Raw genomic sequence first — 25,562 nt, 5'->3', positions numbered from 1 at the left:
GGCGATGATTAGAACTTGGATTGCCGACATCACACCGTTATATGATGAAGCACATTACCGCAAGTATTACAGGCAGCTTCCTGATTTCCGGAAAGAAAAGGCTGACCGTATGCGGTTTCAGGAGGGGAAGGCGCAGAGCGCCGGAGCATGGACACTGCTTCAGAGTATCAGAAAAGAATATGGAGTGAAAGAACAGGCAGCATTTAATCTCTCGCATTCGGGGGATTTTGTGCTGTGTTCTGTTGATACAGACGGAGGCCTTAATACTCAGGTCGGATGCGACATTGAGAAGATAAAGGAAGCAAATATGAAGGTCGCGGGCCGATTCTTCTGCCCGTCGGAATATGAAGAGATCCTAAGGCAGGAGAGCGCGGCAGAAAAAAGTGATGTCTTTTACCGTTTCTGGGTGCTGAAGGAAAGTTTCATGAAAGCAACGCGTCAGGGAATGGCGCTTGATATGAAAAGTTTTGAAATTGGGCTCGGCTGCCCGCCCGTTCTGAAGCGAAAGCCGGATGAGTTTCCGCGCAGCTATTATTATTGCGAATATAAGCTGGACGGGGTACCTTATAAAATAGCAGTTTGTTCCACAGAGAAAAAGATAGATACTGAAATACATACAGAACTGAGATTTGACTAGAAGAGTCGTGTCTCATGTTTTGTAAATCAAGTGAGCAGTGGTATATGACGGCTCATTAGGAGGCAGATTATGAGTGTGAAGATGAACCGAAAGATAAAGAGGGCCCTGGCATTCGGGGCGGTTGCGGGTGCCGCACTTGGCGTGCTGATTACATTTGCGGCTGCAAGTAAGGCGGTCGATAAGAAGGCAGAAGCTTTCGCCAAGACTGAGAAGACATTGAAAAAAGAAAAAAAGGCTCTTGAGGAGCAGGTCGAAAAGCAGAAGTCGATAGAGGCTGCGGCCACTCTGTCAACAAAAGGCACAGATGACTGGGAGCTTTTGCTGGTGAACGATAACTATCCGCTGGATCAAAAGTATGAACCAGAGCTGGAAGAGATAGCAGAGGGACGTTCAGTTGACGCAAGAATTGCGGAAGACACAAAAAAGATGCTTTCTGACGCAAAGGAAGCCGGCCTGAAGATGTATGTCCTTTCTGCTTATCGTAACTATGAAGATCAGAAGACGGTGTTCAATGAAACGATGGGGGACTGGATCAATCAGGGCAGCACCTATCTGGATGCCTATGAGGAGACTAAGAAATCTGTAGCAATACCCGGATACAGTGAACATGCAACCGGGCTGGCAATGGATATCGTTTCCGAAGATTATCAGGACCTGGATGACAAACAGGCTGATACAAAGGAATCCAAATGGCTTGCAGAAAACTGTTACAAGTACGGTTTTATCCTCCGTTATCCGTCTGACAAGTCCGACATCACAGGGATCGTGTACGAGCCGTGGCATTACCGCTATGTGGGTAAAGAGGCAGCAAAAGAGATTATGGAAAAGAATATCACACTCGAGGAGTATCTGGGGGTTGCATAAGCGCATAAATTGTCGTTGACGGGTTCTGGTGTATTTGCTAAAATGAAGAATAGGGAAAAAGATAGGTTTATGAAGCAATTAATTTGTTTCTCACATACCGATTCATAGGGAGCCTGTGTAAAAAACAGGATGTGGATGGGGACGTGTTAGAACTACGGAGTATAAGTTGAATTCAATAAGGAGGTATACGAAGCATCATGGAAGATCTTACATTCGGAGAACAGGTCAAGATTATTTTAGGCCGAAAAGGCATGACGATTAAAGAACTGGCAGAGATTATTGAGGAACGTACGGGAATGAAGATGTCCAGACAGAACCTGACACAGCGCCTGGGCAGAGACAACTTTCAGGAACAGGATATGCGCATGATTGCGAATATTCTTGGCTGTCCTTTTCATTTGAGCATATTATCAGGAGAAGCACCGCCGACGGCAGCAGTAGTGGCAGCAGAAGCAGAGGTGGCCCCGGTGAAGGAGCAGAGGAAACAAGAGTCAAAGTATGAGCAGAAGCCTTCTGGACTTACAGTAGACCGGCAGCCGGCAGAACAGCCGCAGGAGGCGGAAGAACTGCTGGATGAAGAAGATGCTGAAGATATAGAAGAGACAGCAGAATCTGTTGAGATCAAGGAAGACGCCGAAGAAGTTGATATGACCATTGGCGAACTCTATGAAATACATGAGGAATTATCTGAACTGGAAAAGAGTGCAGAGGAAGAATCACCTCAGGACACAGCCCCGTCAGCTGCGGTAAACGGTACAGAGAAAGAAAAGCCCAAGAAGGAAAAGTTCCGCACCGGAGGCATTTTCCTGCGAAAGAAGGGCGTCACACCGGAACCGGACAGAGAAGAAGCGATCAGCAAAGAACCAATTGTACAGGAGACAAAGACAATAGAACCATTGCCTGACCCGGAAGATTTCGAGCCGGTCATCAAACATGATGATGCGGAAGAAGATCTGGTGCAGGGCGATATCAATCCATATACAGGACGTGAGTTCCAGTCTAACAGCGTGCGCATGCATCCGAACAGGATCGGTTATGTGCAGGTCTATGACCGCAATACACATAGATGGACAGATATGACGGAATGGGCTTTCCTCGGGTATCAGGAGAGGAAGAAAGCTCTGCTTGGAAAAGATTATGAGCCGCCGATTTATTTAGATTAAAGAATGGTGAAATTAAAATGGAATGGAATACACTGCTTTCTACCCGGAGAATGCGCGGAAGCGCCTCAGGTGCAAGGGTAAAATCAACAGATTTAAGAAGCGAGTTTGAAAAGGATTACCACAGGATCATAGGCAGTGCGTCTTTCAGGCGCCTGCAGGACAAGACACAGGTATTTCCTTTAGATAAGAGCGATTTTATCCGTACCCGCCTTACGCATTCACTGGAAGTATCTTCCTTTGCCAAATCTCTCGGCCAGAATATCGGGGAGAACATTATCACTCATAAAAGAGACCCCGGGTTCACACCGCAGATGAAGGAGGATATATGTCATATTCTTCAGTGCGCCGGTCTGATCCATGATATAGGGAATCCTCCTTTCGGACATTTCGGTGAAGATGCAATCCGCGAGTGGTTTACGCGGCACCTTTCCACACTCACCTTCTTTGACAGGAGTGTAGAGGAGATGCTCACGCCCCAGATGAGGGAAGATTTCTACCATTTTGAGGGAAACGCGCAGGCACTCAGGCTTGTGACAAAGCTGCATTATCTGGTGGACGAAAACGGAATGAACCTGACATATGCACTGCTCAATACAATCGTGAAGTATCCGGTACCATCCACGGGCATTGACAAAAACACCGGGAACATCAAAGATAAGAAGATGGGATACTACTACGCAGACCAGCAGATTTACGAGGAGATCGCCGCAGATACAGGGACGACAGGTATACGACACCCCCTGACCTATATACTCGAGGCGGCGGATGATCTGGCATACAAGACGGCGGATATAGAGGATGCATTCGTCAAAGGGTTTATAAGCTACTATGATCTGGAGCGGGAACTGGAGCAGCTGCAGGAAACCTATCCGGATTCCAATTTCAATGCACTTGAGAAGCTTCACACATATTATGAAAGAGGAAAACAAAAACAGTCCGGCAGCCCGGAATCTTATGCAGTGAAGAACTGGATCGTCCGTGTGCAGGGATATTTGATCAGCTGTGCAACTTTTGGGTTTACATCGAACTATGAAAGTATCATGAATGGGACTTTCAAAAAAGATATCTTCTTCGGGACCTTTGGAGAACAGCTTATGGAACTGCTGGGGGATATGGCATACAGATACGTGTTTTCCTCCACGGCCATCTATAAGATGGAAGTGACAGAAGCCGTGATACTGGACTTTCTCATGAACAAACTGGTACATGCCGTACTGTATTATGATACAGATGCAAAATTAAATTCCATCGACAGCAGGGTAATTTCCTTTATTTCCGATAATTACAAGAATGCATACAAATATCAGGCTGAAGGGAAAAGCGAAGCGGAGAAGTTATATCTCCGCCTGCTGCTTGTAACAGATTATATATGCGGCATGACCGACAGCTATGCCAAACGGCTGTATCAGGAAATGAACGGCCTTGTATAGCAACAGCCAGAAGGCCGGAGCGTTTACTCCTTTTCTGCCTCGCAGATCCGGATGAATTCTTTCGGAGAGCATCCGAAGTTTTTCTTGAAACATTTGCTGAAATAAAATACATCTGAGTAGCCAATTGCTGCCGCAACCTCGGACACGAGATAGTCCCCGGTTGCGAGCAGCTTTTTTGCGGCCTCCATCCGGGCTTTTGTAATATACTGTAAGATTGACTGGTCCCTGACATTTTTAAAAATCGTGCCCAGATAGGAGGCATTCAGCTGGAAATGCTCCGCTATGGATGAGACAGTGAGGTCCGGGTTCATATAGTTTTCATCAATATAGGCCGTAATCTTCCGGCAGTAGCTGACATCGGACGGCGGTGTTTTCTTCAGACTCATGCACTGGTTCCCGTAATGCAGGACCTCCTCTTTCAGCCGTCCGCAGTCGTGCTCCTCTTCAATCATATCTGAAATAAAATCGGAAATACTGCAGTCCAGATTCGCAGGAATCTTATAATGAATCTGGAAGGTGATAAACAATTCGTTGAGGAACGAAAAAAGCAGGTCAATATTTTTCTTCTGCATAATGGTGTCAAAGGACTTTTCGATAAAACTCTCGAAATTCTTTGCATCACTTAAGTTCAGGTACTCCATGACAGTCTGCCTGAGTTTTACAAGGTCAAGTTTTTCATTTCCCTGTTCTTTATGCTTAAATTCCATAAAGAGATCTGAGGACGGATGGAAATACCGCTGGTTTAAACTGGATGTAATCCGCCGGTAGTATGTTCCCCAGTCTTCCTCGAGAGAAAAAACATGATTGGCAGTGAGGAAAATGTAGTTGGGAGATTCCGCAACAAAACCAGTCAGGACACTTCCGAGGTGGCTGATATCAGAGCCGGTGCTGAAAAACAGCTGGATCACATAAATGTGCCCGGATTCCTGAAAATGTTCGCAATTGAGCCCCAGTTCACTCTGGATCAGATCCGTAAGTCCGAAAACGCCTGCGGGCGTATCATCCATAGTATAGATACCGATATATGCAGAATACCGGTACTGTGAAAAATCAGGATACTTAAGGCAGACTTCTGCATAACTGATCTTTTTATCACGGACGTCAGCCAGCGCATTACTGCGCATATGCCGGTCAAAGGATTTTAACTTGGCGGTTGTCTTCTGCCTTTGTGAAATTTTCTCTATGCAGTTTTCAAGGGAAGAGAGCAGTGCAGACGGGTCAACCGGTTTCAGCAGGTAGTCGCTGACTCCGTTCTGAAGTGCAGAGCGTGCGTATTCGAATTCGTTATATCCGGAAAGGATGATCACCTGTGTATCCGGGAAGTTCTGCCGGATATGCAGCGCCGTCTCTGTCCCGAGCATCTTGGGCATACGGATATCCAAAAGTACGATATCCACGTGCTGCTCGTTTAAAATATTAAGGACCTCGACCCCGTTTTCTGCCTCACCTGCCAGCTTTAAATTCAGCGCCGTCCAGGGGATGATTTTTTTCAGGCGCTGGCGGATAAAATATTCATCATCCGCGATCACTAATGTTGTCTGCATTGTTTACTGCCTCCTTCTTAGGAATTGTAATTGTTGTTATACAGCCTCCCGTGGGCCTGTTGGACATGATGAGTCCATATTCTTCGCCATAGTAGAGCTGGATTCTCTGATGGATGTTCTTGACACCGAAATGGTCACTGCATTCCCATATCTTCTGATAAGCCTCCTGGGTAAATCCCACACCGTTGTCCTGCACAATGATCAGAATATTTTCATCCTTCTCCTGTATCCGGATTTCCAGCAGCCCCTTGGATTCCATTTCCTTGATTCCGTGGTAAATACTGTTTTCCACGATGGGCTGTAAAAGAAGTTTAATGCAGGAATACTGTTTCAGCTCGTCGGGACACTCAATTGTATAATCGAATTTATGAAAATACCGGATCTGCATGATATGCAGATAGGCAGTTGTAATCTCCAGTTCATCCCCGACCGTAACGCGGAACTTGCCGCTGCTTAAGCCGACCCGGTAAAACGTGGACAAGCTCATAACAATATCGATCAGGGTCTGTTTTTCATCCAATTCAGCGAGAGAACAAATGTTATCCAGTGTATTGTAAAGAAAATGTGGGTTAACCTGCTGCTGGATCAGATCAAGAGAAATCTTATTCTTCATCTTAGTCGTTTCCAGAAGGTTGTCCTTTAGCTGTTCCTGTGCCTGGATCATGGCGTTAAACTCTGTAAAGAGCAGAGCGATATCCTGATCGTCACAGGGAATGTTGTCGATGGTGGACCAGTCCCCCTGTTTGATCTTCTGTGTATGGTCGATCAGGCTGTAAATGGGGGAGGTAATCGTTTTGGACAGTTTGCGTGATATAACGAAACAAATCCCGGCACAGAATATCGCGGCAAGCACGCTCAGCAGCAGTACCTGCACCAGCGGACGGAAAAAGGTGGCAAACGAAATACTGTTCGTAATATACCAGTCCAGCCGTGACAGGTGCCTTGTAAATGTAATATAACTGGTGGAGAGGTCTCTTGTTTTCGTTGTAAAGTCTGCATAATCTGATTCCAGTGGAAGGCTTCCGTCAGTACTTTTAACGATGCCCTCCCCGTCAGTTATATAAATATGCCGGTTCTCGTCCGTATTGCCGGAATAGATGTCTGAGATTGTGCTCTCCGGTATGGAAATCTCGATATAGCCCAGCAGTCCCCCCGTCGCGATGCTGTACACCGGCTGAACCATCGACAGTGTGTAGATGGTAGTATTTTTATTGTTGTTGGAATTCTTGGGCTGGAGGAACCAGACCCCCTTCCCGGAGGCCATGACATCGGCCATGTCCCTTCCCGGATAATATTCTGTCGTGGCTACCCGTTTCCGGTCTCCTGAATAAAAAGTGACAGAGTGGATAAACGGGGTGGACTGTATCGTATGATTAATGCTGTCCTTCATCAGCATCTTATCGATGGCAGAAAAATGTTCATGGTCATTTTTAAACTTCATCAGGCCCTTTTGTATGGTATCATCTGTCATAAGTGCCAGAGAATAATTCGATACAGAATCCATATAATAATTGAGCTGCCCGGCAATATAATCGAGCTGCGCCAGAGAGGAATCCGTAGTGCTCTTAATAAAATAATTATAGTACATAAAAGATGTAGCCAAAGTCAGCAGGAGTATCAGACACGCTGCAGTCAGTGTCATGCTCCGGAATATTTTAGAACGGATAGAAAGGCTTGTTTTTGTGTTTTTCATGTCGGTAACCTCCATATGTTGATGCCAGGGTCAAAAGGTCATACGATGCATGCTCGCATGCAATTGGATGACTTTGGGGCCCGTAAAACATGAGAAAGTAGCCCGATTAGGGCGGATTTCGAATGTTTTTAGGATTTTGGGAGCACGAAGTGCGGAGAAATCCGTAGTCATCAGGGGTCAAAATACCTTTTGACCCCAACATCATATGTTTATTCTATATGAATCATGAAAAAAAGTCTATGCGGGCGGGGCAAGGCGGTTCAAGTCATGTGGGAAATCTCCAGAAAATCTAGAATATGACCATTTGGTTTCTGGAAAAATTGCAGTATATTGTGTTTAGCAAAGGAAACATCCGGTACGGTATGAACAAAACGGACCGGGACGCAAAAGTAAAAGGAGGAAAAATTTATGAAAGCAAAAAGATTGATTGCACTTGGTCTTGCGGGAATCATGTGTGCAGGGCTTCTGGCAGGCTGCGGCTCATCAGGTGGAGACAAGGACTCCAAGAAGAGCGGAAAGGACGGGGGCATCACAATCCGCCTTCTGACAAGAATGGCAGGAACATCACCTCAGGTAGGTATCTATAATGATATTCTTGACGAATTCAAGGAAAAACATCCTGAAGTAACAATTATTGACGATTCCCAGAGTGATGAATCAGCATTCAACAACATTCTTTCAACAGACATTGCTTCTGGAAATATGGCAAATATCTTCCGTATCCAGGGTGTTGCGAATCTGGGTGAGTACATCGACAACGGACTGCTCCTGAATGTTCAGCCATATCTGGATGAAGACAAAGAGTGGGGCGGCGGATTCACAGAAGGAGCGCTTTCCTACTATCAGGTTCCCGGACACGAAGGAACCTATGCAGTTCCGATGGAATCAGGCCTGATCGGTGTTTACTATAATGAAGACTTATTCAAAAAAGCAGGAATCGACAGCTTCCCGGAAACATGGACAGAACTGCTTGATGCAGTTAAGAAGTTAAAAGATTCAGGTGTAATCCCGATTGCAATGGGAGCACAGACAACATACATGGCAGGACATCTTCATGATCAGATCTTCTACAAATGGGCAGGAACAGAGGCAGCTAAGAAATTAGGAAGCCGTGACATGAAGTGGACAGATCCAGAAGTAGTTGAGACTCTTCAATATGTAAAAGACCTCATTGATGCAGGCGCTTTTGACGAGAGTGCAGCCGGAATCCAGGACAACATCGCTATGAGCCAGTTCCAGCAGGGCGAAGCAGCTATGGTCATCACAGGACCGTGGAACATCAGTACATTTACAGATCCTGCTGAGACACCTGTAAAAGACAGCATCAAAGTAGCTAAATTCCCATATTTCGAGGAAAAACCGGAATTCAAGAACGAAGATATGCAGACACTCAGCCCGTACATGATCAGCGGAAAGCTGGAAGGCGAAGAGCTGGATCTGACAATAGAACTTGTAAAAATGCTGACAAATAAGGATGCAGCAAAGAGATTTGCAGAGGAATGTGCATTCCTGATCCCGAGAACAGACATCGACCTTGACGAGAGCAAGTGCGAACCATTATTTATCGATAACATGGAACTCGGTGGAACATCTACTGGTATCGGTGTTGACGTATTCGACTTTGACCCATTGACTTCTATGCAGGACAGAACGAGAAACTCAATCGTAAGCATGTTCACAGGAACTTCCGCAGAAGATGCTGCAAAAGAGATTCAGAGCGAAATAGACAACGCAGAGTAAAAAAATACTGCCGGGGATGTGATCTCCGGCAGAAATACTTTCAAGGAATCATCCATGTCACTAAGGTTCGAAAGTACCGAACCCAAGTCGACAGGATGTACTTTGTAACTAAGGTCCGACAGGACCGAACCTAAGTTACATAAGCAAGGAGTGAGAAGATGATTAAAGTTAAGAATAATAAGATGAGGATGACACTGGCGTTGTTTTTGCTTCCGGCCTTATTGATTTACATTCTGTTCCAGATTGTGCCGCTTATCGGCGCTGTATTCTTTTCCTTTATGGAATGGAACGGGATCGGGGGATCGGCGCTTCAGTTTGTGGGTGTGAAAAATTACATAGGTGCATTCCAGAACCCAGATTTCATACTTTCGCTGAAAAACATGTTCAAGATGGTTGTTTTCAGTGTACTGTTCCATACACCGATCGCGCTTGTGATGGCAGCCGTGATTAACACGAAATGTAAGGGATACCGTATCTTCAAGGCGCTGTTCTTCGTGCCGACCGTATTCCCGCTGACAGCAGTCGGCCTGATGTGGTATTTCGTATTTATGCCGACAGGAGTGTTCAATTCCTTCCTGAAGGTAATCGGTTTAGGCGGGGTGGCACAGGCATGGCTTGTAAATCCGGCAACTGCGATGAACACGATCGTATTTGTAAATATCTGGGCCGGCGTCGGGTACTATATGGTTATCCTGCTTGCAGGGCTGACGACAATCTCAGAAGATGTATATGAGGCTGCGGCGATTGACGGGGCGAACAAGCTGCAGTGCTTTTTCCAGATCACGGTCCCGATGCTCAAACCAACTATCGCAATGTGTATCCTGATGGATATTATAGGTTCCGTAAAAGTATTCGACCTTGTATTTGCCATGACAGGGGGCGGACCGAACGGTCTGACGAACCTGCCGACGACTTTGATGTACAACGAGGCGTTCAAGTACAGTCACTATGGCCTCGGAAGTGCGATCGGTATCATCATCATGGTAATCTGTCTTGCCGGAACAATGCTCAGTAATAAGCTGACGAGCAAGAAGAATGACGAGTAAGGAGGAAAGGTGAGTACTATGAATAAAAAAGCGAAAGTAAAACAGAATCCCGGCGGAATTGTGGCTAAATACGCATTTCTGCTTGTCATGGCATTTGTATTTGCGATGCCGATGGTATTTACTCTGCTTTCATCCGTAAAGACAAAGACAGAGATTTTTGCAAAACCGTTCGACCTGCCCGCAGTTTTCCAGTGGGGCAACTACATAGAGGCATGGCAGGCGGCCAACATGAGCAGATACTTCATCAACAGTATCATTCAGGCAGGTGCGACAGTCATCGTTCTTGCGCTTGTGTCTTCAATGGCTGCATATGTACTGTCCAGATTCCAGTTTAAGGGAAATAAGTTCCTCGTGCTGTTCTTCATGCTGGGAATGATGGTGCCTATGCATACCGTACTGGTTCCGGTATCTTATATCATCGGTACCCTGAACCTGAAAAACAACATACCGGCGCTCGTACTGATTTATGTTGCATTCAGCCTTCCATTCAGTATTATGGTCATGAGCAACTTCATGCGGGGCGTAAACCACTCCCTCGAGGAGGCGGCGCTGATCGACGGGGCGACTTATTTCCAGATATACAGAAAAGTCATGCTGCCGCTCTGTGTGCCGGCTATTTCCACGATTTCAATATTTAACTTTTTAAGTGCATGGAACAACATCCTGTTCCCGCTTCTGTTTATCAATGATAAAAACTTAAAACCGATTGCGCTTGGACTTCTGAACTTCAACGGTGAGCGCGGAAGTGACTATGGCCCTCTGATGGCGGCAATTGTCATTACAGTAGCGGTACCGCTTGTTATGTACCTGCTCTTCCAGGAGAAGGTAGAAGGCGGTCTGGCAGCAGGAGCAGTAAAAGAATAAGAGCGCAGGCTTTTAAACAAAAAGGAGAAATTATATGTCATCTATATCTTACCGTCAGGTACATCTTGATTTTCATACAAGCGAGTTTATTCCGTCTGTCGGGGAAGACTTCTCTATGGAAGAATTCGGAGATACCCTTAAAAATGCAGATGTAAATTCAATTACGTGCTTTGGGCGCTGTCACCACGGCTGGCTCTATTATCCGTCAAAAAGATTCCCGGAGCTGATCCATCCGAATCTGAAAAACAGAAATCTTCTGCTTGAACAGATAGAAGCCTGCCACAAAAGGGGCATCCGTGTGCCGATTTATACAACGGCCCAGTGGGACGGCCGTATCATGAGGGAGCACCCTGAATGGCTGTCCCTCGATGAAAACGGAGAGTACATCGATACACAGCATGTGCCGGAACCGCATTTTTACAACACGATCTGCTTAAACAGCGGCTACCGCCAGTTTTTCAAGGAACATCTGGAGGATATGATCGAGGTGACAGGGCCGGAAAATGTGGATGGAATCTTTATTGATATTCTGTTCCACGTAGACTGCAAGTGCCCAAATTGTGTTGCAAAGATGAAAGAACTGGGTATGGACCCGGAAGATAAGGCTGTCAGGCTGAAATATGCAAGCCGCATGCTGGATGAATTTAAGGAAGAAATCACCGCATTTATCCACAAAATGGCCCCGGAAGCAACTGTTTTTTATAACAGTTCACACATAGGGCCGGCCTATAAGAACAGTTTCAAGGACTACAGCCATCTCGAACTGGAATCACTCCCGAGCGGCGGATGGGGATATGACCATTTCCCGGCGACCAGCCGTTATGCGCGTATGCTCGGAAAAGAGATGATCGGCATGACCGGAAAATTCCATACCTACTGGGGGGATTTCCATTCCCTGAAAAATAAGGCCGCGCTTGAGCTGGAGTGTTTCAGTATGCTGGCGATGGGAGCAGGATGCTCCATCGGGGATCAGCTCCACCCGTCAGGAAAGCTCTCAAAAGGTGCCTATGACCTGATCGGAAGTGTGTACAAAAGTGTGAAGGAAAAAGAACCGTACTGTTATGACGCAAAGGCAAAGACAGAGATCGCGGTACTCAACCCGGAAGAATTTTATCCGGAAGATTCCTATGACCTGAGTATTTCCCCGTCATTGATAGGGACCGTGCGGATGCTGCAGGAAATGTGCTACCAGTTTGACATCATTGATACAGACATGGATTTTTCAGCCTATAAAGTACTGATTCTGCCAGACTGCATCTATGGAAATGAAAAACTGGACGGACTGCTGAAAACATATCTGGAAAACGGCGGAAAGATTCTCGGCTCCTATGAGTCCTGCCTGAAAAAAGATGGTTCTGCTAGCATTTACGGCGTAAGGTTCAAACAGGAATCACCGTATTACCGTGAATTTGTGATGCCGAATGAGAAGATTGGCAAAGCACTACCGAAGGAAGAATTTGTTATGTACCTGCGTGGAATTGACGTGGAGACGGACGGGGCAGAGGTACTGATGGACAAGATCGAGCCTTATTTTGACAGGGCCGGGGAGAAATTCTGCTCCCACCAGCACGCGCCGTCATCCGGGAAGGCTGGATACCCGGAAGTGACAATGTACAACGGTGCCATGTACTTCTCCCATCCGGTATTCAGATGCTACAGGAAGAATGCGGCGGCATGGTGCAAGGCAATGGTGAAGGATGCGCTGGAGATCCTGCTTGAAGATAAACTGGTATCCCATAACGGACCTTCCACCATTCTGGCAGCAGTAAACCGTCAGGAAAAAGAAGGACGCGATATCCTGCATATCCTGCACTACATTACAGAAAAACGTTCTGAGGACATTTACACAGTAGAGGACGTGATTCCGCTTTACCATACAGAATTTAAGATCTATGTAGGTGATGCAGAGGTAAGCAGTGTGGAAAATGTCATCAGGAAAGAGAATCTTGCATTCACCCGTGAAGGTGCATATATCAAATTTGAAGTACCTTTGATCGAAGGGCATGAAATGATTGCAATTCAGTAAATAACAATTACAGAGGAGGAACAGTATGATCAGGATAGCTGCCGGGACAGACATTCGTACAGGCATCCTGTTCTTCTCGAAGGAAGCGGCTTTCGGGCTGTATAACGGGGAAGGGGGCATATTCCGTGGGGAATATCTGCAGACCTTCCCCCGCATGTCTTCCGGGGGAAAACAGGAGTACTGTATCGGGCTTGGCGAAAAAGCTCTGACAAAAAGAGAAGTCATGGAGGCGGCCGCATGCGCGGCATCCTGTATGCTTGAACATAAAATCTATCAGTTTTATGTAGATACAGCGGGGATAGAGACATTTCTGACAGAAGATAATTTCCCATACTTTATCCAGGGATTATATCTGGGGGGATATGAACCGCCGCAGTTTGGGAAACATACGAGGAAGCAGGCCGATATCACACTTCTTCCGGCAAAAGAGGGATGCATCGCAGGATTATCCCAGAAGCAGGCAGAAGCGGCTGTGGAACAGGGGATGCATATAGCAGAAGGCATTCTGTTTGCCCGCGATATGGTAAATTATCCGGGAAATCTCCTTCGCCCTGCTGACTTTGCAGAATCCATATGCAGGCAGATGGAAGGTCTGGATGTCGAGGCTGAAATCATTGACAAAGACTGTCTGGAAAACATGGGGATGGGCGGGCTTCTGACCGTAGGAGGCGGGAGTGCATTCCCACCTTGTATGGTCGTTCTGAGATATCGGGGCGCGAAGGATAAAGACGGCGAAGTGCTTGGGATGATCGGGAAAGGGGTTACCTGCGATACAGGGGGCTACTGTCTCAAACCATCCGGCTCAATGGCCGGAATCCGCGGTGACATGGCCGGAGGAGCGGCAGTTGCAGGATGTATTTATGCTCTTGCAAAAAACCGGGTTGAAGCAAATGTGACCGGTGTGATTCCCATCTGCGAGAACCGGATTTCCCCAGACAGTTATCTGCCCGGGGACGTGATCACAATGTATGACCAGACAAAAGTGGAAATCTGCAATACAGATGCAGAAGGCCGGCTGATTCTGGGAGATGCGGCGGCCTATGCGGTGGAATGCGAAGGTGTCAGCCGGGTGGTTGATATCGCTACGCTGACCGGTGCGGTCGTGAATCTGTTTGGATTTTCTGTGGGCGGGGTCCTCAGCGATGACGAGGAGCTTTATGCACAGTTTGAACGTGCCGGTACCGCTTCACAGGAACAGTATGCGAGGATTCCCTTTTACAGCGAACATGAGGAAATGCTGAAAAGTACGGCGGCGGACCTGAAGAATCTGGGACCGGATTACTGCGGGACAATCACGGCAGGGCTGTTTATCCGGCATTTTGCGAAGGGAAAACCCTGGCTTCATATGGATATCGCAGGTACGGCATGGGTAGATACCCCCATCTGGAAGTTCCAGAGTAAGGGGGCGACAGGTGCCGGAGTGACAACGCTATATGAAATGTGTAAGTAAGTACTGTTTACAGGCACGCCTGTAAAGAGGGGCGTGTGTACAATCATACAGATAGATGGAGGAAAGAATGAAGGATTTTATGCTTGAGGTCTGCGTGGATTCTGTGGAATCCGCAGTTGCGGCCCAAAATGGAGGAGCGCTGAGGCTGGAGCTGTGCAGCAATCTGATCATCGGGGGGACGACCCCGACTCCGGCTCTTTTTTGCGCAGTGAGGGAAGCTGTGGATATAAAGATACATGTGCTGATCCGTCCCAGATTCGGAGATTTCTGTTATACGGATGCCGAATTCCAGATCATCAGGGAGGAAGTCAGACAGTTCCGGTCTCTGGGAGCGGACGGCGTGGTGATCGGAATCCTGCGCCCGGACGGTTCCTTGAATATGGAACAGATGGAGAGTTTGATTGAAGAAGCAAAAGGGATGCAGATTACAGTACACCGTGCCTTCGATGTGTGCCGGGACCCGATGCAGACGCTGGAAGAATGTATTTCACTGGGTGCACATACGATTCTGACATCCGGGCAGGAAGCAAATTGTCTGGCAGGGGCAGAACATTTAAGAAAGTTAAAAACTGTTGCTAATGGCAGGATTCATATTCTGGGAGGCGCGGGAGTGAGTGCGGCAAATCTGGAGGAACTGTGCCTTGTTACCGGACTGAACCAGTTTCATATGAGTGGGAAAAAGGTACTGGACAGTTCGATGGAATACCGTCGTGAGGGCGTCCCGATGGGGCTGCCGGGAATCAGTGAATTCAGTATCTGGCAAACCGATGAGGAAGAAATAAGAAAAGCAGCAGAAGTGCTGGAGCGTGTATGATGAACATCAGACACGCTTTGGGGTGCGCCTGAGTGATCAGGTTTGCCCGGGAGAGGAGGTAAAATGTTTTCTGAAAAATTTACAGCAAAAATAGAGGAACTATATACAGACAGAAGCAGCAGGATGCCTGCATTGTTTTCTGACATAGATGTAAAAATCGGGGCATGTGCTCCTGCTACGCAGGTTTTGCTTCGGTATTTATACGGGAATATGCCTGTTTCTGATGCAGCGGGGTATCCCTTTGAGACCTTTCTGGATTACGCAGAACACGGCGCTTTCCTGTGGGAGAACGGGCCGTTTAAAGGACGGGTAAAGGAAGAAATATTCTGCCAGTATGTGGTATACCACAGAATCAATACAGAGGATATCAGCCCGTGCCGCAGCTTTTTTTACGGGAAAGCAAAAGAAGAGGCAGGCAGCCCTGATACAATGGAAGAGGCAGTTCTGGCCCTGAACTACTGGTGTGCAGGGGAAGCGACATACCGGGCATCGGACGACAGAACAGCGTCACCGATGACCGTGTACAGAAGCGCACATGGAAGATGCGGAGAGGAGTCCACGTTTACAGTCAGTGTACTGCGAAGCATGGGAATACCTGCAAGGCAGGTCTATGCACCCCGGTGGTCCCACTGTGACGACAATCATGCATGGGTGGAGGCATGGTGTGACGGGGCATGGCATTTCCTTGGAGCATGTGAACCTGAGGAAGTGCTGGACAAAGGCTGGTTTCTCCATGCATCCTCCAGAGCGATGCTGATCCATTCCAGATGGTATGGAAGTCTTGAACTGGCGGGAGATGCCATAGACACAAAGAATCTGGTATGTACGCAGGGAATGACTACGGAATTGAATGAAATTGCTACTTATGCGAATACAAAACGGATAAAAATAACGGTTCTGGATGAGGAAGGAAAGCCGGTTCAGGGTGCAGAGGCCAGGGTAGAAGTCCTGAACTATTCGGAATTTTTCCCGGTAGCGGTTATGGAAACGAAAGAAGCGGGTAATGCGGAGATCGAGCTTGGACTCGGAAGCTGCCGCATCAGCGCCGCCAAAGGAGACATGGAGAGCTCTGAGATTGTCGATGTGAGGGAATGTGCAGAAATCGTGCTCAAACTAGAGAAAAAATCCAGTGGGACAGAAAGTGTCGTGTTCGAATGTTTTGCGCCTCAGGATGCGGTCATTCACAGCGGGTTTGTGACCGAGGAACAGAGAAGGCAACAAAAAGAGAAGCTGGCTTTTAGAACGGCACACAGGCTGAATAAGAAGGGAACAGGCAATGAGGGAGAAGTGGAAGCATTTCTCCGCGGTACGACGTATTCCGAATACAGAAGCCAGTTATTAGATACCTTGTCTGAAAAAGACCATCTGGATTTGAAAGCAAACGTACTGGAGGCTCATTTAAACCATGCCATGCAGTATGCGGACCGGTATCCAGCGGAGATCTTTGTGAACTACGTTCTGGCCCCCCGTATTTCGACGGAACTGCTGACGGATTACAGACAAAGGATAGAAGGTCTTCTGACAGAAAACCAGAAGGAACTGTTTCTCAGCAGTCCGGATTCAGTCTGGAGTTTTATTGAAGAACATGTCAAAGAGCAGCCCGGGGAGGAGTACGATGCACTGCTGACTCTGCCTGTGCCGTGTCTGAAGTATGGAATTGGCAGCAGGCAGTCAAAGGAGATACTCTTCGTGGCAATTTGTCGGACACTCGGCATACCTGCCAGGCTGAATCCTGTAGACCATGCAATGGAATACTATAAAGACGGCCGCTTTTTACCGGTGATTGCGCTGGAGACAGTCGGAAAACTGAAAGTCTGCGGTGAGGCATCCCAGAATTTCGTTTATTTTCAGAACTGGGCGGTTACGAGAAAACATCCGGGCGAAAGAAAACTGCTGGATTTAAGCGATTTAAGAATTGACCAGAACCCGGAAGTGAGTGTGTCGGCCGGGGTGTATGAAGTGGTCACAGCCAACAGACTGCCAAACGGCAATATACTCGGGCGTGTGGAAGAAGTCACGGTAGAGCCCGGAAAGACTGTCGTTACAGAACTAAAACTGGAAGAGGCAGAACTCAGCCAGATGCTGGAGTGTGTAGCGATGCCCCCTTTTGAGGTAGAAGATTTAAACGGTGTAAAAACAGGCATAACAGATATTCTGAAAGGCAGTGCGAACCTGACAGTGTGGCTGTCAGAAGGACAGGAGCCGACAGAACACATTCTGAACGAATTGTGTGAAAGAGCAGAAGAATTCAACCGCGGGGAGGCCGGAGTCGTTTTCCTAGTGAATAACGGCGAAGCACTAAAACAGCCAACCCTTCACAAAACAATGCAGCTGCTGGACCATGTACAGGTCTTCTGTGACTGTGTAGAAGAAAGGGTATCCGTCCTTGGAAGAAGGTTTTATGTAGACCCGGAAAGCATTCCGTTGATTCTGGTGACAGATAAAGAGGCAAACTGCGTATATGCGGCAAGCGGCTATAACGTAGGAACCGCGGATATGATATTGAAAATTCTGAATGCGGGGGTACTATGAGGTGAGTTTAGAAAGATGTGGCTGTTTTATTTGGGTCTTGCCAAAACCATGAATCGGCTTTATACTGATTTTGTTACATACAAGATTATATCAGTATGGGCAAAGGCTGGACATGATGAAAAGAATTGTAATTGATGAATTAAAGAGGCGAATCAGCTCTGTGCAAATTGTACCGGTGAGCATTGTACAGAGCTTAAATTAAAAGCGCAGAAGTTTTTTCATTCACCGGGAAATAAGGTATTTGAAATCGCACGGGGCAGTGCGTATTTTTAGTGTACCTATTTCCCGGATGGAGACTGTGTCTGAGTGAGGCTGTGGGCAATGACTTGTCCGCGGCCTTTTTGCTTTTATATTGGAAAGTGTGAGAGATTTGAAGAATTGTAGAAATGAATAGATGAAAAGGAACAAATTATGAATAAATCAAATTGGAAAAGCTCAATCAGCCGTTTTCTGACGGCTCAGACGATCTCGCTGTTTGGTTCGTCAATCGTGCAGTATGCGATTGTCTGGTATATCACTCTGTCGACGTCATCCGGGAAAATGCTGACGATCTCGACGCTGTGTGGTTTTCTGCCGCAGATTGTCATTTCTTTATTTGCAGGTGTATGGATAGACAGATACGACCGTAAAAAAATGATTATGTTATCTGACTCGGTGATTGCTGTGTCAACACTGCTGCTGGCTGTTACTTTCTTAGCGGGCCATAAGAATATCTGGCTTCTGTTTTTGGTGCTGGTCATTCGTTCCGCGGGTACGGGGATACAGACTCCGGCGGTGAACTCGGTTATACCGCAGATTGTCCCACAGGAGGAACTCATGAGGATTAACGGCATCAACAGTACCCTGTCGTCTCTGATGATGTTTCTTTCGCCTGCTGTCAGCGGTGTGATCCTGTCTGTGGCACCATTCGAGACAACCTTACTGATTGATTTTTTGACAGCTGTCATTGGGGTCGGAATTACGGCTACAGTTTATATAAAACCTGTCCACAAGGAGAGAAGCCGCTTGAATTCAGGCATGGAAGAGATCAGAAGTGGTTTTTTATATCTGAAGGAGAACCATTTTATTAAAAGACTGCTTTCCTATCAGCTTATCATTCTTTTTCTGATCAGCCCGTCCGCTTTTCTGACGCCGCTCATGGTAAAACGGACATTTGGCGCAGACGTGTGGAGGCTTACTGCAAGTGAAATGACTTATAGCCTGGGCATGATCGCGGGAGGCCTGTTGATCGCTTCCTGGGGCGGATTCCGAAAAAAAATGAACACCACGATGTCGGCAGGTGCATTTTATGGGATGCTTATGATAGCACTGGGCAGTGCGCCGGTTTTTCTGTTTTATCTGGTGTGCAATGCCCTGATCGGGATAACATCACCCTGCTATAACGCACCGATTACGGTAACCATACAGGAAAAGGTGCCGCAGGAAATGCATGGGAGGATCTTCAGCTTTATGCAGATTGCAACATCCTGTGCGCTTCCGCTGGGGATGGCGGTATTTGGGCCGTTGGCGGATGTGGTGAAAGTACAGACGCTTCTTACAGCCACAGGGATTTCAGTGGTGGCGATCTCGCTGGCGGTGTGGAAGATGCATTTTTTGGAATATTGAATAAAAGAGCAGGGGATATTGAAATAATATACCCTGCTCTGCAAGAGATACCGCGGTATCCCTCTTAATTCGAATGTTTTTTGATAATGCAAACTAACTGAGTTCAATCTTTTCCGCTTCTTCTGGTTTGAAATCATTTTTCAGATCATATATATTATGCCCGGTTGATTCGCTTAACGTTCTGCCTTCCAGTGAATAGCAGCGGATAAATCTCTTTTTGTCGATACTGGACCAGTGCTCGACATCCCATGAAAGATACCCGTCCTCATCAGACTTCTTCTCTTTTAAATACAAGTCTACCTGCCGCCCACCTTCTTCCATCAGACGGATCAGATCTTCTGTACCGGAGATTTCAACTTCTTCCTTTTTTACTGAATCATAAATCTTCATTGTATTTCCTCCTGCCGTTATCATAATATGGTAATTATACCTCCTGTACCTGAAAAACTCAATAGAAGACGACTTTAAATAAGCAGATGCCGTTACTATGAACACCCGAAGGGGGACACAGTAACATCAGCGGATGAAACGGCACCAGTATCCAAACTTTTTGCTGTCCTCACACTCATCACTGCTGAGGTCCAGCTGACTGGTATAAGTCTGCGTGAACTGTGGGAAACCGAAAAGTTCTGCGGCTCTTGCTTCACGGGGGGCGTAGATTCCCGGAACGCCGAGCCAGAAGTGTCCGTCTTCTTCTACAAGGAGCAGGTGGTGGTAATTGTGATAGCCATGCATCAAAAAGCTGTTGTTAGCCAGATTCCAGCACCGGCGCGGGAGCATGGAAAGATCGGACCGCTGAATCTTGTGTACTGTTTCGCGGGACTGCGGTTCTGGTTCAGGAACTGATACCGGTTCAGGAGAGGGGGCATTTTCCGGCATGTATTCCGGCACGGGAAATGACTCAGGCTGCGGGGCAGAATCACGTGCAGGATATGGAATATTTACCGGCGTATTCTCCAAATCAGGAATATTGCCATTACCAGGAAGATTCTCCTGTCTGGAATTATTTTCAGCTGCGGGGAGATGCTCCTGCCCGGAATCATTTTCAATGACTGGTAAGTTTTCCTGAACAGAATCATTTTCATTGAGTAGTAAGTTTTCTCTGTTTAAATCGTTTAAATCAATTTCATTACTGGGGAATCTCTCCAGATTTGAATTGCTGTCATTATTCAAGTAATTTCCGAAATTTGGATAATTACCATTTCCGTGATTATTCCTGTTTTCAGGGGTATTTTCCCGATCCGTATCATAATTGCGCTGTATCGTAGAATCATCCTGTATAGCAGATTCATAGTTCGAGGCATGCGGTGCTGCTTTTTCAACAGTCATCTCTGTATCCAAAGACATTTCAAGGTTTACTACAGAGGTTTCCTCAGCTGCTTCGTCGTTTGGAAGTATGCACGGGCACCCTCCCAAAGATTCTGCTTCCATAACCGGTTCCGGTGCAGCTTCCCACGGCCGGATGCTGGCTGTGTTAAATGGCAGGTTATCAGTAAATGCGGCGTAATATTGCCCTGCCTCCGTCTGGAGTAAAAAACCGCCCATATCAGCTAAGGTCCTGCCTTCGGGAAATACAGATTCATCCAAGGACAGTCTGGCATAAATACTTTTATCGCCGCAGGGCAGTTTTTCAACTGGTTTGGCAATGATGCCGGAGTCTTTTTCATAGAATATAAGCAGGGAAACAAAGTCCTGATTTTTAACAGGGACCCCCCGCACATTGATTTGCAGAATGCAGGCGTGATAGTGCGGTGTGACCTTCATGAAGCCTACATTCCTAAGTTTTTGATCATTTTTGTATTCATATAAATAACAGATACCGGGATTCATGATACACCTCTGGTCTTGTCTTTCTTTCAATCTAATTTATTCAGGGGTATGGGAAAAAAGAACAGTATTGGTAAGAAATTCTGAAAGCATCATTAGAAAAATGGTCAGGTATGGGCAATTGTGGTATACTATTTACACTTATCGAGGTATTTCACGAGTTTAGTGTTTATGATAAAATCATTACAGATAACTGAAAAAGGTCCGGGAGGAAAAGAGAATGAGGAAAAAAATAAATATGTTACTTGTGATAATTTTATCTGTTTTATTAGTGGCCGGCTGCAGCCTGAACAATGGGGCAAGAGTATATGATGATGAAAAAATGATTGTGGAAAACTTTAATACATATAATCTTGTTAAATCCAAACAATCCATGAGTGATAATCATCTTACAGGATCAGCAGAAAAAATGGAGGGGATGGGCACTGTCTGGGAATTTACGGCTTCAGAAGATACGAATGTGAATCTCACATACCAGATCACAGTTTCAGCCGGTAAGGCCAAATTGGTATTGATTTCCCCGGATGATTCACTTACAACTCTGGCAGAATTTACAGCGGATGTGGATATGGAACATGAATCCACGGACACCTTCAAGGCCATGAAGGGGAAAAACCGTATAAAACTCGTCGGGGGAAAGGGAACAAAGATTGAATATGAGATTACTGCAGACAAAGGGGATATGAAGGCCTTTGGTGATTAGGAAGAAAGCTGGGAAAAATGATGACTTTAGATGAAAAATATATGAAAGAAGCTATGAAACAGGCAAGGAAAGCCTATGCACTGGAGGAAGTCCCGATTGGCTGTGTCATTGTCTATCAGGATAAAATAATCGGAAGAGGGTACAACCGGCGTACAACAGATAAGAACACACTCGCCCACGCGGAGCTGATCGCAATCAAAAAAGCCAGTAAGAAAATGAATGACTGGCGTCTCGAGGACTGTACCATGTATGTTACACTGGAACCGTGCCAGATGTGCTCCGGGGCCATTATACAGGCCAGAATCAAACGGGTAGTAGTCGGGTGCATGAATCCCAAGGCCGGCTGCGCAGGTTCTATATTGAACCTGCTAGAAATGAAAGAATTCAATCATCAGGCAGAGCTCACAACAGGAGTACTCGGAGAGGAATGTAGTGCAATGATGAAGCAGTTTTTCAAAGAACTCAGAGAAAAACAAAAGAAGCAAAAGGAACGTCAAAAATCATAACCTATAAAAAGGAGCCTTTGATTACCGGAGGTATAAAACCCTCGTACAATCAAAAGCTCCTTATATCAATTAATGTCAGAATTATTTTACGTGCATTACGCTTCGAATGCGTCTCCACAGACGTTACCTCGGTAGTTAACTCAACCCAGGCACCCTCACGGCACCCGGAAGGTTCTGCTTAGTGCTGCTTCGTTCCCGACCTGACACGGTTCACAGATTTCCGTCGCGTGAGACCCAAGTCTTCAACGCCACTTTCCGAGGGCAGCTCTGCAAATCAGCACCCTCTGCGTAATATCACCCCTGCTATAGCGGATTGCAGGTACAAGGTACCGCTAACACCCCGGCTGCACGAGTCTTAATTTTACATTGTTTTTGCCAAAATGTCAACGGATAGAGGAGTTTTTATTTACTGAACAGCAAAATTATAGTAAAATAAGAAATCAAACCACCTGATTGGGGACGTAGTAAACCTCAGTTATACTACGTCCCCAATTGAGTTTAGTGGTGTACCTAATTGGAAAATGCCCTGTACCAAAATGGAGATTATTTTTATTATGAGAGTTTTATTGACAGCAATTAATGCAAAGTATATACATTCTAATCTGGCGGTTTATAGTTTGAAGAGCTACGCTTCCTGTTATACGCAGGATGTAGAGATCGCCGAATATACGATTAATCAGGATGTGGATGATATTCTGGCCGATATTTTTAAGAAGTCTCCGGATATTCTGTGTTTTTCCTGTTATTTGTGGAATATTACTTTTGTAAGTCAGCTGCTTGTTGAGGTGAAAAAGGTAATGCCTCATGTGCATATCTGGCTGGGGGGCCCGGAGGTTTCTTTTAATGCGGGACAGGTTATGAAGTCATATCCGCAGGTGGATGGAATTATGTGTGGAGAAGGTGAGGAGACTTTTCATGAACTTCTTGACTATTATAATGGGAAAATTAAGAATTTAAATGATATTAAAGGAATTGTGTTCCGGGTGTGGAAGAATAATGAAAATCTGTCGGAGATTGTTGAAAACCAGAGTCGTCAGGTGATGGATTTGAGTAAGGTTCCGTTTGTTTATAATGATATGGGAAAGTTTAAAAATAAGATTATATATTATGAATCCAGCAGGGGATGCCCGTTTTCCTGCAGTTATTGTTTGTCTTCGATTGATAAATGCCTTCGTTTCAGGGATTTGGGGCTTGTAAAAAAGGAGCTTCAGGTATTCATTGATGCAGAGGTTCCGCAGGTGAAGTTTGTTGACAGAACATTCAACTGCAGGCACGAACATGCGATGGCCGTTTGGTCCTATATTGCACGGCACGATAAAGGGAAAACAAATTTTCACTTTGAAGTGGCGGCTGATCTGCTGAATGAAGAGGAACTAAGGCTTATTGAGACGATGCGTCCCGGGCTGATCCAGCTTGAAATTGGGGTTCAGTCGACCAATCAGGATACGATACGTGAGATCCACCGTGTTATGAAGTTTGATGAGGTAAAGCGGGTTGTAAATCGAATTCATATAGCAGGGAATACACATCAGCATTTAGATTTGATAGCAGGACTTCCTTATGAGGATTACAACAGTTTTCGAAAATCCTTTAATGATGTGTATTCTTTGAAGCCGGAACAACTGCAGTTGGGGTTTTTGAAGGTCCTAAAGGGATCCTTTATGTATCAGAATGTTGAAAAATATGAGCTCCAATATCAGGATCGTCCGCCGTTTGAAGTATTATCAACAAAATGGCTGCCCTATGTTGATGTTATCCGCCTTAAGGGGATTGAAGAAATGGTGGAGGTTTACTATAACAGCGGGCAGTTTTCGAATACTCTTCAGGAATTGGAGAAAAAATTCGAAGATGCTTTTTCCATATATGAAAAACTGAGCCAATTTTATGAGGAGAATAACCTTCATATGATCAATCATTCCCGGATTACACGCTATGAGATTATGCATCAGTTCATTCTTAAATATGATCCCGACAGGGAGGAAATTTACAGAAATGCACTGACTGTGGATTTGTATCTAAGGGATAATGTGAAAAACAGGCCCGGTTTTGCGGGTAATGATACAGTTACAAAAGAAGAAGCATCAGAATTTTATGACGGAGAGGCAAGCGAACACAGGTATCTAAAGGGATATGAACAATATGATAAACGTCAGCTGCGGAAGATGACACATCTTGAAAAAATAGGTGGAAAACTATTATTGTTCGACTATAAAAACAGGGATATACTAACAAATCAGGCAAGGATTTTTTACATTTAGGTACACCACTAAGATCAATTTGGGACGTAGTAAAAGTGAGAAATATTACGTCCCCAAGGAGGGGTTATGAAGAAGAGGACTTTGGAGATTCTTTCTATTCTTGACGACCAGTATGGCCGTGAATATGTTTGTTATCTGAACCACAGCACGCCGTGGCAGCTGTTGATTGCTACGATGCTGAGTGCGCAGTGCACGGATGCGAGGGTGAATATTGTGACGAAGGATTTGTTCCGCAAATATGATTCTGTTGAAAAGTTCGCGAATGCGGATTTGAAGGAGCTGGAGCAGGATATTAAACCGACGGGGTTCTATCATAATAAGGCGAAGAATATTATCGCCTGTACAAAGGCTTTGGTTGAGCGGTTCGGCGGGGAGGTACCGTCTGACATTGATGATCTGACTTCTCTTGCAGGTGTGGGAAGGAAGACTGCGAATGTGATCCGGGGAAATATTTTCCATGAGCCGAGTGTGGTGGTGGATACGCATGTGAAGCGGATATCCAAACGGCTCGGTCTCACGAAGAATGATGATCCGGATAAGGTGGAGCAGGACCTGATGAAGGAACTGCCAAAGGATCACTGGATTCTTTATAATATCCAGATCATTACGTTTGGCCGGTCCATTTGCACGGCAAGGAGTCCGAAGTGCAGGGAATGCTTCTTGCAAAAATATTGCAAAGAGTATAAAATGTAACCTAACTAACGGTAAGTATAGCGCCGGCAGACAGCCCGACGGATAAAAGAGGTGGATTTTATGAACATATATAATAAAAAGGTGAGAAAGATCATATCAATTGTTGTTATCGTTATCATTCTGGCAATGGTCGCGACAATGGTAATTCCGTATCTGGTTGTTTAGCA

General features: G+C 45.9%; 20 protein-coding genes and 1 other RNA gene. 16 read left to right on the top strand and 5 right to left on the bottom strand.

Going from position 1 to position 25,562, the window contains the following annotated elements; translation table 11 throughout:
* Nucleotides 1–4 precede the first annotated feature (4 nt).
* The 4 genes from DWX43_RS20145 to DWX43_RS20130 all read left to right on the top strand — a co-directional run bounded on the left by DWX43_RS20145 (nucleotide 5) and on the right by DWX43_RS20130 (nucleotide 4,094).
* Nucleotides 5–637, top strand: coding sequence for a 4'-phosphopantetheinyl transferase superfamily protein (locus DWX43_RS20145; protein WP_118621607.1), 633 nt, complete (start codon nucleotides 5–7; stop codon nucleotides 635–637).
* A 69-nt stretch (nucleotides 638–706) separates the two neighbouring features.
* Complete coding sequence (locus DWX43_RS20140) at nucleotides 707–1,501, top strand: M15 family metallopeptidase (RefSeq protein ID WP_109732519.1); 795 nt, start codon at nucleotides 707–709, stop codon at nucleotides 1,499–1,501.
* Nucleotides 1,502–1,698: 197 nt separating this feature from the next.
* Nucleotides 1,699–2,664, top strand: coding sequence for a hypothetical protein (locus DWX43_RS20135; RefSeq protein ID WP_118621606.1), 966 nt, complete (start codon nucleotides 1,699–1,701; stop codon nucleotides 2,662–2,664).
* Between the two features lie 17 nt (nucleotides 2,665–2,681).
* A complete protein-coding gene (locus tag DWX43_RS20130; protein WP_109732517.1) occupies nucleotides 2,682–4,094 on the top strand; it encodes a deoxyguanosinetriphosphate triphosphohydrolase in 1,413 nt (470 codons plus the stop codon).
* Nucleotides 4,095–4,117: 23 nt separating this feature from the next.
* Here the strand turns inward: DWX43_RS20130 and DWX43_RS20125 are convergent, their stop codons facing one another.
* Together DWX43_RS20125 and DWX43_RS20120 are read right to left on the bottom strand one after the other, a co-directional pair.
* Complete coding sequence (locus DWX43_RS20125; protein ID WP_118621605.1) at nucleotides 4,118–5,638, bottom strand: response regulator; 1,521 nt, start codon at nucleotides 5,636–5,638, stop codon at nucleotides 4,118–4,120.
* On the bottom strand, nucleotides 5,610–7,331 hold the full coding sequence (locus DWX43_RS20120) for a sensor histidine kinase (protein ID WP_182440775.1): 1,722 nt from the start codon (nucleotides 7,329–7,331) through the stop codon (nucleotides 5,610–5,612). Before DWX43_RS20120 ends, DWX43_RS20125 begins: the two co-directional genes overlap by 29 nt.
* Nucleotides 7,332–7,739: 408 nt before the next feature.
* Here DWX43_RS20120 and DWX43_RS20115 point away from each other — a divergent pair, with 408 nt between their 5' ends.
* The 8 genes from DWX43_RS20115 (at nucleotide 7,740) to DWX43_RS20080 (ending at nucleotide 19,408) form a co-directional block, all read left to right on the top strand.
* Nucleotides 7,740–9,071 carry an extracellular solute-binding protein gene (locus DWX43_RS20115; protein ID WP_118621603.1) on the top strand — a complete coding sequence of 444 codons (1,332 nt, stop codon included), beginning with the start codon at nucleotides 7,740–7,742 and terminating at the stop codon, nucleotides 9,069–9,071.
* 158 nt (nucleotides 9,072–9,229) lie between these two features.
* On the top strand, nucleotides 9,230–10,117 hold the full coding sequence (locus DWX43_RS20110; protein ID WP_109732514.1) for a sugar ABC transporter permease: 888 nt from the start codon (nucleotides 9,230–9,232) through the stop codon (nucleotides 10,115–10,117).
* A gap of 18 nt (nucleotides 10,118–10,135) precedes the next feature.
* Nucleotides 10,136–10,981 carry a carbohydrate ABC transporter permease gene (locus DWX43_RS20105; protein WP_109732513.1) on the top strand — a complete coding sequence of 282 codons (846 nt, stop codon included), beginning with the start codon at nucleotides 10,136–10,138 and terminating at the stop codon, nucleotides 10,979–10,981.
* 34 nt (nucleotides 10,982–11,015) lie between these two features.
* Entirely contained in the window at nucleotides 11,016–13,007 is a 1,992-nt protein-coding gene (locus tag DWX43_RS20100) for a putative glycoside hydrolase (protein ID WP_109732512.1), read from the top strand.
* A gap of 25 nt (nucleotides 13,008–13,032) precedes the next feature.
* Nucleotides 13,033–14,457: a leucyl aminopeptidase family protein gene (locus DWX43_RS20095; protein WP_118621602.1), complete on the top strand. Its 1,425-nt coding sequence runs from the start codon at nucleotides 13,033–13,035 to the stop codon at nucleotides 14,455–14,457.
* Between the two features lie 67 nt (nucleotides 14,458–14,524).
* Nucleotides 14,525–15,271, top strand: coding sequence for a copper homeostasis protein CutC (locus tag DWX43_RS20090; protein ID WP_118621601.1), 747 nt, complete (start codon nucleotides 14,525–14,527; stop codon nucleotides 15,269–15,271).
* A gap of 63 nt (nucleotides 15,272–15,334) precedes the next feature.
* Nucleotides 15,335–17,803 carry a transglutaminase-like domain-containing protein gene (locus tag DWX43_RS20085; RefSeq protein ID WP_118621600.1) on the top strand — a complete coding sequence of 823 codons (2,469 nt, stop codon included), beginning with the start codon at nucleotides 15,335–15,337 and terminating at the stop codon, nucleotides 17,801–17,803.
* 411 nt (nucleotides 17,804–18,214) lie between these two features.
* A complete protein-coding gene (locus tag DWX43_RS20080) occupies nucleotides 18,215–19,408 on the top strand; it encodes an MFS transporter (protein ID WP_118621599.1) in 1,194 nt (397 codons plus the stop codon).
* A gap of 93 nt (nucleotides 19,409–19,501) precedes the next feature.
* Here DWX43_RS20080 and DWX43_RS20075 read toward each other — a convergent pair whose 3' ends face one another.
* Nucleotides 19,502–19,798 carry a hypothetical protein gene (locus DWX43_RS20075; protein ID WP_109732592.1) on the bottom strand — a complete coding sequence of 99 codons (297 nt, stop codon included), beginning with the start codon at nucleotides 19,796–19,798 and terminating at the stop codon, nucleotides 19,502–19,504.
* 126 nt (nucleotides 19,799–19,924) lie between these two features.
* Nucleotides 19,925–21,172: a DUF6128 domain-containing protein gene (locus tag DWX43_RS20070; protein ID WP_147356319.1), complete on the bottom strand. Its 1,248-nt coding sequence runs from the start codon at nucleotides 21,170–21,172 to the stop codon at nucleotides 19,925–19,927.
* 283 nt (nucleotides 21,173–21,455) lie between these two features.
* On the opposite strand from DWX43_RS20070, the gene DWX43_RS20065 reads away from it, so the two are divergent.
* Nucleotides 21,456–21,938: a hypothetical protein gene (locus DWX43_RS20065; protein WP_118621597.1), complete on the top strand. Its 483-nt coding sequence runs from the start codon at nucleotides 21,456–21,458 to the stop codon at nucleotides 21,936–21,938.
* A gap of 20 nt (nucleotides 21,939–21,958) precedes the next feature.
* Nucleotides 21,959–22,444 (top strand): tRNA adenosine(34) deaminase TadA, encoded by a 486-nt coding sequence (tadA, locus tag DWX43_RS20060; RefSeq protein WP_118621648.1) that lies wholly within the window; start codon nucleotides 21,959–21,961, stop codon nucleotides 22,442–22,444.
* An 88-nt stretch (nucleotides 22,445–22,532) separates the two neighbouring features.
* On the opposite strand, the gene ffs is transcribed toward tadA, so the two are convergent.
* Nucleotides 22,533–22,796, bottom strand: an RNA gene (ffs, locus tag DWX43_RS20055) — signal recognition particle sRNA large type.
* 202 nt (nucleotides 22,797–22,998) lie between these two features.
* Here ffs and DWX43_RS20050 point away from each other — a divergent pair.
* Together DWX43_RS20050 and nth are read left to right on the top strand one after the other, a co-directional pair.
* Entirely contained in the window at nucleotides 22,999–24,702 is a 1,704-nt protein-coding gene (locus DWX43_RS20050) for a B12-binding domain-containing radical SAM protein (RefSeq protein ID WP_118621596.1), read from the top strand.
* 66 nt (nucleotides 24,703–24,768) lie between these two features.
* Nucleotides 24,769–25,395, top strand: coding sequence for an endonuclease III (gene nth, locus DWX43_RS20045; protein ID WP_109732497.1), 627 nt, complete (start codon nucleotides 24,769–24,771; stop codon nucleotides 25,393–25,395).
* Nucleotides 25,396–25,562: the final 167 nt, after the last annotated feature.

It is taken from the genome of Clostridium sp. AF19-22AC (genome assembly GCF_003479085.1).
Taxonomy (GTDB): domain Bacteria; phylum Bacillota; class Clostridia; order Lachnospirales; family Lachnospiraceae; genus Faecalicatena_A; species Faecalicatena_A orotica.
Note: the sequence above shows the minus strand (reverse complement) of the source record. Positions and strands in the feature narration are given on the sequence as shown.